The sequence below is a fragment of the Maribacter sp. Asnod2-G09 genome (assembly GCF_045063795.1).
Taxonomy (GTDB): domain Bacteria; phylum Bacteroidota; class Bacteroidia; order Flavobacteriales; family Flavobacteriaceae; genus Maribacter.
In genome coordinates this window covers 1,172,157-1,179,790 of record NZ_JBEFOA010000004.1, presented here as the reverse complement: position 1 = coordinate 1,179,790, position 7,634 = coordinate 1,172,157, and the positions used below count along the sequence as shown (strand labels likewise).

Here is a 7,634-nt window from a genome sequence, read left to right as displayed (position 1 = left end):
AAATGTATTTTTAGGTTACTTTGATGAACATGTATTTAGAAAAAAAGAACAATCAGTGAGGTTAGAAACTAATTTAGTGTAAACTCTAATCTATAACTTTTGTAAACCATGTATATTAACGAACATTAAAACCAACCACATCAATGATAAAATTCTTTAGAAAAATCAGACAAAAAATGTTGGCTAAAAATAAATTCAGTAAATATCTGCTTTATGCTGTTGGAGAAATAATACTTGTTGTTATTGGTATATTAATAGCTTTACAGATTAATAATAACAATAATTATAACGAACAAAGAAATCTAGAGAAAGAGTATTTATTATCCATACAAACAGAATTTAAAAATAACTTGAATATAATAAATGCCTCAATTAAAGAAAATGAGCAACGTATAGAGTCACTTGAATATCTATTGAATTTATTTGATAAAAATGTGCTTGACACAGTCAGTAGTCAGAGAATTTCTCAAAAATTCGCCCCTATTTTCGGTAGTTCCATTAGCTATATACCTGCAACAGGAGTTTTAGAAGACATCATTAGTTCAGGTAAGCTCAATATCCTTTTAAATAAAAATTTAAGACAAAACATAGCCTCTTTTAATAGTTCATTAGATTATTTAAACATTCAGTTAAATGCAATGGATTTCACAGAAGAAAATTTACGTACTATTTTTTATAAAAAAGGAAGTACACGAACACTTGTGATGGATATAGGATTTATGGATTTTGAATTCAAGTCAATTTCCGAAAAGATAGATAACAAACAATTATTCGAATCAGCTGAATTTGAAAATTATCTTTTAGCTTATTATCTATCGGCTAAAGTAACGAATGGGCCAAAGTTATTTGGACGTGTAAAGACTGAAATTGAGACGATTATAAAAGAAATTGAGCATGAGCTCGAAAAATAAAGAAAGCACAACAAAGAACTGAGATAACCAATTAAATTCTTCTCTAACCTGAGACACTACTATTCAATGCTCAAAGAATCTAAAATCAGATTCTTTGGGCATTTTTTAAACGAATAAGCCATGCCTAGGCTTTAAAATATTGATAATTTTATAAGGGTGATAAGATTTTCGAAATACTTCAGAACGATTTACGTTATTATCAAAAGTGAAATACGCTTTTAATCTTTATTGGTTATTAATTCAATTTATGTAGAATATAGGTATGAGAAGAAATTTGGGCTATTTATTATTACTTCTATTTTGTGCATCATGTGTTTATCAAGATGACAAATTATCAACTAATTATAAAATACAAGATGATCCGCTAAAGATTCTGATCATTAATAATTATAGTGATAGTACCCGAGTATTACTGATGCTCCCTATAACATTGGAAATCAATAACGATAATTTTCAAGCAGTTGAATTTACCAAAATGGCTTATAGTCAATCTGGAGGGAATATATACAGCATGGTTGGACCTAAACTGTATGATTATGTGAATAATGAGCTTGTATATGAGCCTGCAAAAAAAAGAATGATAAGTAGTAAAAGCAGCGAGACTTATAAATTATATATGGCTTATAATGCTACTTTAGATGGGAGGATTAGGAAAAATATATTTATAGATTCTGTCTTTTCTCAAACTATAAAAAATAAAAATGTTTTTAACGTACCAAATACAGAATTAAATCTACGTATGTATAATGAAGAAATTCTTGACAGTTTAAAAGGTTTTATTCATCTCAATTACACAAATCCAAAAAATGATAAATTAGACTGGCTGAACATACCTATACAATTTTAGCATCGCAAGTTAATACGAAGAGTTTAACATGCAATGCACATCATACCCAATCAACATTAGAACAAAACAAAATCATTAAATGAATCACCAAATATTTGAACCACAAGAGAATTTGAAAGAGTGGGTTAAATGCTATTGGAATTTAGAAAGTGATTTTGAAAACACCCCTTTAAAAAATACCATTGTTCCAGATGGTACAATGAAACTCATCTTTCATTATGGAGATACGTATAAGCATCATCCAGATAATAAAGAAAGTATAATTCTTCCAAAATGTTTTTTAATTGGGCAATTGACAAAACCATACGTTGTAGAACCGTTGGGTATTACGGGTTCATTTGTAGTTAGATTTCAGCCTAACGGTTTTTTACCTTTTTCTAGTATTTCAATAAAAGATATTCAAAATACAGCGGTACCCATACAGGAGTTATTTGGAAGGGAAGGAGTGAAAATTAGAAATCAAATTTTAAATGCTAATACTACCTCAGAGAGGATAGCATTAATTGAAACTTTTTTACTTGAAAGATTAACCGATAAAAATGTAATTGACACTATAGTAAAATCAACGATAGATACTATTATTGAAGCTAACGGACAATTTTCTGTGAATGAACTATCAGTGCAAAATAATATTAATCGTAGACAATTAACACGAAAATTTTCTTCAACGATAGGGCTAAGCCCAAAACAGCTTATAAAAACTGTAAGAATTCAGAATACACTAAAAACACTGCTTACAAAAGAAGTTTCTAGCCTTACAGATTTGGCTTATGAGAATGAATACTTTGATCAAGCACATTTTATAAAAGATTTTAAAGAATTTACAGGACTGACTCCAAAAGAATTCTACGGTGACGATTTAAAAATGTCTCTGGTTTTTGATAGAGAAGATTAGCTTTGTCCCATTTTTACAATTTTAAAGTTTATACTCATACCATATTTGCATTGCGATAAAGCAATAAAATTATATAGCAAATATTATGAAAAGCGTAAATCCTGTAAACTGGTTCGACATCAATGTATCAAACTTAAACAAAGCAAAAGAGTTCTATGAAACTGTTTTTAGTATTAAACTTGTTGATTTTCCTATTGAATTTGGGAAACAAGCTGGTTTCCCCTTTGATCCAAAAGGATTGAATATTACTGGTGCCTTAGTAGAAAAGGAAGATTTTGCGTCTAATGGCAATAACACAATTGTATACTTTGAATCTGAAGATTGTACAACTGAAGAAAACTTGGTTGAAAAGGCTGGTGGAAAAGTTATAAGGTCAAAAATGTCTATTGGAGAATTTGGCTTTATCTCTATTTTATTGGATAGGGACGGAAATACTATAGGGCTTCATTCAAGAAATTAAATTATGTATTTAAATTCTCAAATCTTCCTGTAATCAACTTAGTAGAAAAACAAGACTATCAAGTTTTCGTAACAGTGTTAAATTGATGAGAAATATTCTTTCCTCACTTTTACTCTTAATAACTTTACGAGCTATACTAAAGAAATTGAAATAATGAAAAGCTTAAAAGAACAAACCGATGCTAAAATTGCTTCTGGCAGATTGGCTAAACCTGAATTCATGAAAGGCGTTGATGAGGTGATTGAGGAAGCAAAAGCTTTTGAAAAAGGAGCAAAAGCAGTAAAGGTTGGGCAAAAAGCTCCAATTTTCAAGCTTCCAAACGCTGAGAATGAATTAATTTCACTAGAAGATTTACTTGAGAAAGGTGCTGTTGTGGTGACATTTTATCGTGGCGATTGGTGTCCGTATTGCAACTTGCAACTGAGAGCTTTACAAGCAAGATTAAGTGAAATACATGCATTAGGTGCTACGTTGGTTGCTATAAGTCCGCAAGTACCAGACGGGTCATTGACAAAAAGTGAAATCAGTAAGATGGATTTTATCGTTTTGTCCGATCAAAATGCTAAAGTAGCTTCTGAATATGGGGTTGCTTGGGAGGTGCCGGAGTTTTTATTAGATCACATGCGCGTAGATCGTAATTTAGATTTGGAATCCATTAATAATGGGAATGGAAGTGTCTTGCCAATACCAGCAACATTTATTTTAGGAAAGGATGGCGTTGTAAAATGGAGCTATGTAAATGTCGATTACAGAACGCGTTCAGAACCTGAAGAGATTATTCAGGCTTTGAAAAATTTGTCTTAAAAAGTAATTTCTACTTATAATTAAAACAGTGAACGGCGAAGAAAAGAGATTTAAAACTAAAACGGGTTTTTGCCATATTTTAACCGATAGAATTATACTAACTAGAGATGGTGTAATTGGAAACATTTCAAAAGTGGTAGTTGGCAAAAGCATAACCCGAGTATTGTTAGTTTATGGGGGTATTTCTGCATTTCTATTTTATTCAGCGTATGACGGTTTTCAAAGAGGAGAAACTTTTAGTACTGTGTTATTCGGATTATTTGGTCTCTATTTAGTTTATGGAATACTAAATAGCTTAAATAATTCAGCAATACCAAGTATTGAAAGGAATAAGATTAAAAGTGTCAAATTTAAAAAAGCAATATTTGGACTAACACGCGCGAGATTTATCTTAGTTTTTGAAGATGAAAATCAAAAAATGAAGAAGCGATTGATTATGCTGCCAGGATCATGGGATAATGGATTGCAAGAGACTGAGAAGGCATTAAAAATAATGAGAGAAGAAAAATTACTGGATTAATAAGTGAGCTAAATTCTTTGTTCGCAGAACTAATACAAGTATGGGTACTACTATAAATTTTGAGGATTTAAAAAGCGAAATTGAAATTGCTACAAAATTAGCTTTCAAAGAAAACGTTGAGAAATATGGTACAGATATTTGTGCTTTTTCATTGGTTAGTGATGATGGTGCAATGACAGTAGTGCCCTATATAAATACTAATGAGCATCTAGAAAAGATGCAGTCAGAAGATGCCGAGTATAAAGAAACATATGAGTTTGAGCCTGCAGAGTGGTTTGCATCCGGTGGGGCAAATAATGAGTTCAATGCGATATGTAAAACGCTTTGCGAAGCAATTAATAATGATGAATTAGATTTTGAATCTTTTAGAAATTCTTTATTTGAAACTTGTACTCAAGTTTTAGAAAAACTTCGATTAGAAAAATTCTTTCAAAAAGAACTAGGTAGAGATATTTTGTTGATGTTCAGTATTTCTGATACTTCTGAGTCTAAAGAGAATTTATTACAATGGATGAAGCGCCTAAATTCAGCTAGCGAGAGCAAACGCTTTGAAAAGTACTTGAGTGATTAGCGAATGATGTTGTTACAAAACTAGTCGGATTTTTAAATTTATTTTAAACCCCATATCGTTATCGTACGAGATGGGGTTTATTTTTTAATGTAGAAAAAGAAAATTTGATTATTTTATTTTGATTCTCAATGATACATATGCTAATCGTGTTTTATCCAACAATTTTATTCGGACTTTATAACTAAAAAAGCCAACTTCATATTTGTATACATTTTTCAATATCATCATCTTAAAATAAGGTATATTCATTGCTTGAAATCTTAATGATCGGTAATACCCCCTTTTAACTTGTTACTATAAATGAAAAGTCTTTTTTCTAGTGAGATCATGATGAAATTAAAAGCCCTAATCGGTTCGGTAAAAACCTATATTATTTTACTTGTTTTGGCAATAGCCTTGCTATTGTACACTGTTAGTGTAGGTTACAAGCAAGTTAACAGGCTTCATAAAACGGGTGATTTAGTTTCTCACACACTTGAGGTACAGCGTACTATTGTAGAGCTTTCTTCTAAATTTTTAGAGTTAGAGGCAATTCAGCTTAAAAAACTTTTTGAGCAACAAGAGACTGATCTTTCATCTATAGTGATTACTGAAATGGGGCAGTCGTTAGATAGGTTAAAAACACTTACCCAAGATAATGTGGCACAGCAAGAACGCGTAAAGGCTTTACAATTGCTGCATGATAGAATTAAGAATGAAATAGATTCTACTATTGTTGTAAATAGCTCTGTTGAAGATGACAGCCTTTTTGTAAAAGACAGTGTGGTGATTAATTTTACTGATTTATCGTTTCAAAGTAAGGAACGTATATCTAGAATAGTAACGGAAGCTCAGGTTATAAAAGATAGGATGCTGGCAGAAGAGAACTACTTAATGGTTGCACGAAAAGAGGAATATACTTCGCAATCTTTCTTAACGCCCATGTCATCTTTGTTGGTAGCCCTAACGGCATTGGGTATTTTTTTAATTGGCTTTATAAGTATTTACAAACAGAAAGGTGAAATACAAGAAGTAAATAGCCAGGTCTATCTTCAGAATAAGAAATTACAGGAGACAGAAGAGTTTTTAAAAGGTGTATATAAAAGTTCTAACAATGTTATCAGTCATTTTGAGCCTGTTTTGGATACAGATAAAAATATAATCGATTTTCAATTTAGGTACACCTCTAACGCCATTGAAAAAGTAACGGGATCAGAACAAAATGATATTATTGGTGGCTCGCTTTTAGAGATGTATCCTATGGTTCTTGAGAACGGTCTCTTTGAATTAATGAAGGAGTGTTATATTACCGGCAATACCCAAGAGCATGAGAGTGTATATACTTTTGAAGGACAAAAAAAATACATCTACAATACCATTGTTAAATCTGCCAACGGTATAACCAATACCGCATGGGACACTACAAAGGTTAAAGAGGCGGAAAAAAACCTTCAGAAATTGAACGAGGATCTTAGCCTTCAGAATACCATTTTTAAGGAGGCTGAAAATGTAGCGGGTGTAGGTAGCTTTATTTGGTATTTAGATGATGGTAGTGCTACTGTCTCTGATAATTTTTACAGGATTTTAGGAGTAGCGCCAAAAAGCTTTGAGGTAACTTTTAACGCTTATAAAGAATTTGTACACCCAGAAGATGTTGCCATTTTTGAATCTTTAAGCACAAATGAGATAGAAAAAGGGGCTTCTACAATTTTTGCATACCGTGTTTTTACCAAGACCAAAGGGGTAAGGCATTTAGATTTAAAAGGAAAATATGTTGAAATAGATAATAGACCGGTATCTGTAGGTATTGTGCAAGATATTACTAGCCGTGTAGAAAAAGACAGGGCTCTTATCGATAGTTATGAGAAATTGAAGCTTAGTAATGAAGAGCTAGAATCTTTTAATAGAGTAGCTAGTCATGATTTGCAAGAGCCTTTACGCAAAATTCAAATGTTTATTTCTCGAATAGAAGACGATGGTGAAAAGAACATGCCTGCCAGTATTCAAAATTATTTTGGAAAGATTAAAGATGGTACGTTTAGAATGCGAGAATTGATACAGAATTTACTTTCCTATTCAAGAATAGATAAGGTTAATTCAAAATTCGAAAATATTTCTTTGGGTGAAATTATAGGGAAAATTGAAGATGAATTATCGCAACTCATTAAAGATACCGGTACTTCTATTTCTTACGAGAATTTGCCTGTTATTCTGGGTATACCTTTTAAAATAGAACAACTTTGTACGAACCTTATCAGTAATTCTATAAAGTATAGCAAAAAAGATGTAGCTCCCAAAATAGTCATTAGCTCTAAAAAGGTACGAAATTCAGAAATTGTAGAAAACTTTAGTAAGACTACAGAATACTATTATAAAATCTCATTTGCAGATAATGGTATTGGCTTTGAACCCGAATTTGCTAGTAATATATTTGAGGTGTTTCAAAGGCTACATTCCAAAACCGAATATTCTGGTACAGGTATCGGACTCTCCATTTGTAAAAAGATAGTTGAAAAACATAATGGTTATATTCATGCTATTGGCAAGAAAGACAAAGGTTCTACTTTTGTCATTTATTTACCTGTTAATTAAAATCTTCAACACCTATATTTGAAGTTATATTTATAGTTTCAATACGTATCACATC

The 7,634-nt window shown here is 31.4% G+C and carries 8 protein-coding genes; all 8 read left to right on the top strand.

The features are described from left to right. Positions 1-143 precede the first annotated feature (143 nt). The 8 genes from ACJJVT_RS12030 (at position 144) to ACJJVT_RS11995 (ending at position 7,579) form a co-directional block, all read left to right on the top strand. Positions 144-911, top strand: a complete 768-nt coding sequence (locus ACJJVT_RS12030) for a DUF6090 family protein (protein ID WP_405398946.1) — start codon at positions 144-146, stop codon at positions 909-911. 262 nt (positions 912-1,173) lie between these two features. Then, positions 1,174-1,758, top strand: coding sequence for a hypothetical protein (locus tag ACJJVT_RS12025; protein ID WP_405398945.1), 585 nt, complete (start codon positions 1,174-1,176; stop codon positions 1,756-1,758). A 79-nt stretch (positions 1,759-1,837) separates the two neighbouring features. Then, on the top strand, positions 1,838-2,653 hold the full coding sequence (locus tag ACJJVT_RS12020; RefSeq protein ID WP_405398943.1) for a DUF6597 domain-containing transcriptional factor: 816 nt from the start codon (positions 1,838-1,840) through the stop codon (positions 2,651-2,653). Positions 2,654-2,738: 85 nt separating this feature from the next. After that, positions 2,739-3,113, top strand: coding sequence for a VOC family protein (locus ACJJVT_RS12015; protein WP_405398941.1), 375 nt, complete (start codon positions 2,739-2,741; stop codon positions 3,111-3,113). Positions 3,114-3,266: 153 nt separating this feature from the next. After that, complete coding sequence (locus ACJJVT_RS12010) at positions 3,267-3,917, top strand: peroxiredoxin-like family protein (RefSeq protein WP_405398940.1); 651 nt, start codon at positions 3,267-3,269, stop codon at positions 3,915-3,917. Between the two features lie 28 nt (positions 3,918-3,945). After that, a complete protein-coding gene (locus ACJJVT_RS12005) occupies positions 3,946-4,437 on the top strand; it encodes a phosphoribosylaminoimidazolesuccinocarboxamide synthase (protein WP_405398939.1) in 492 nt (163 codons plus the stop codon). 40 nt (positions 4,438-4,477) lie between these two features. Further along, on the top strand, positions 4,478-5,008 hold the full coding sequence (locus ACJJVT_RS12000) for a DUF4303 domain-containing protein (RefSeq protein WP_405398938.1): 531 nt from the start codon (positions 4,478-4,480) through the stop codon (positions 5,006-5,008). A 300-nt stretch (positions 5,009-5,308) separates the two neighbouring features. Further along, complete coding sequence (locus tag ACJJVT_RS11995) at positions 5,309-7,579, top strand: ATP-binding protein (protein WP_405398937.1); 2,271 nt, start codon at positions 5,309-5,311, stop codon at positions 7,577-7,579. The last annotated feature ends 55 nt before the right edge of the window (positions 7,580-7,634 follow it).

Excerpts from the sequence above, each read along its gene's own strand:
- ACJJVT_RS12025 (WP_405398945.1), top strand. The coding sequence starts at position 1,174 with ATGAGAAGAAATTTGGGCTATTTATTATTACTTCTATTTTGTGCATCA.
- ACJJVT_RS12010 (WP_405398940.1), top strand. The coding sequence starts at position 3,267 with ATGAAAAGCTTAAAAGAACAAACCGATGCTAAAATTGCTTCTGGCAGA.
- ACJJVT_RS11995 (WP_405398937.1), top strand. The coding sequence starts at position 5,309 with ATGAAAAGTCTTTTTTCTAGTGAGATCATGATGAAATTAAAAGCCCTA.
- ACJJVT_RS12030 (WP_405398946.1), top strand. The coding sequence starts at position 144 with ATGATAAAATTCTTTAGAAAAATCAGACAAAAAATGTTGGCTAAAAAT.
- ACJJVT_RS12020 (WP_405398943.1), top strand. The coding sequence starts at position 1,838 with ATGAATCACCAAATATTTGAACCACAAGAGAATTTGAAAGAGTGGGTT.
- ACJJVT_RS12015 (WP_405398941.1), top strand. The coding sequence starts at position 2,739 with ATGAAAAGCGTAAATCCTGTAAACTGGTTCGACATCAATGTATCAAAC.
- ACJJVT_RS12000 (WP_405398938.1), top strand. The coding sequence starts at position 4,478 with ATGGGTACTACTATAAATTTTGAGGATTTAAAAAGCGAAATTGAAATT.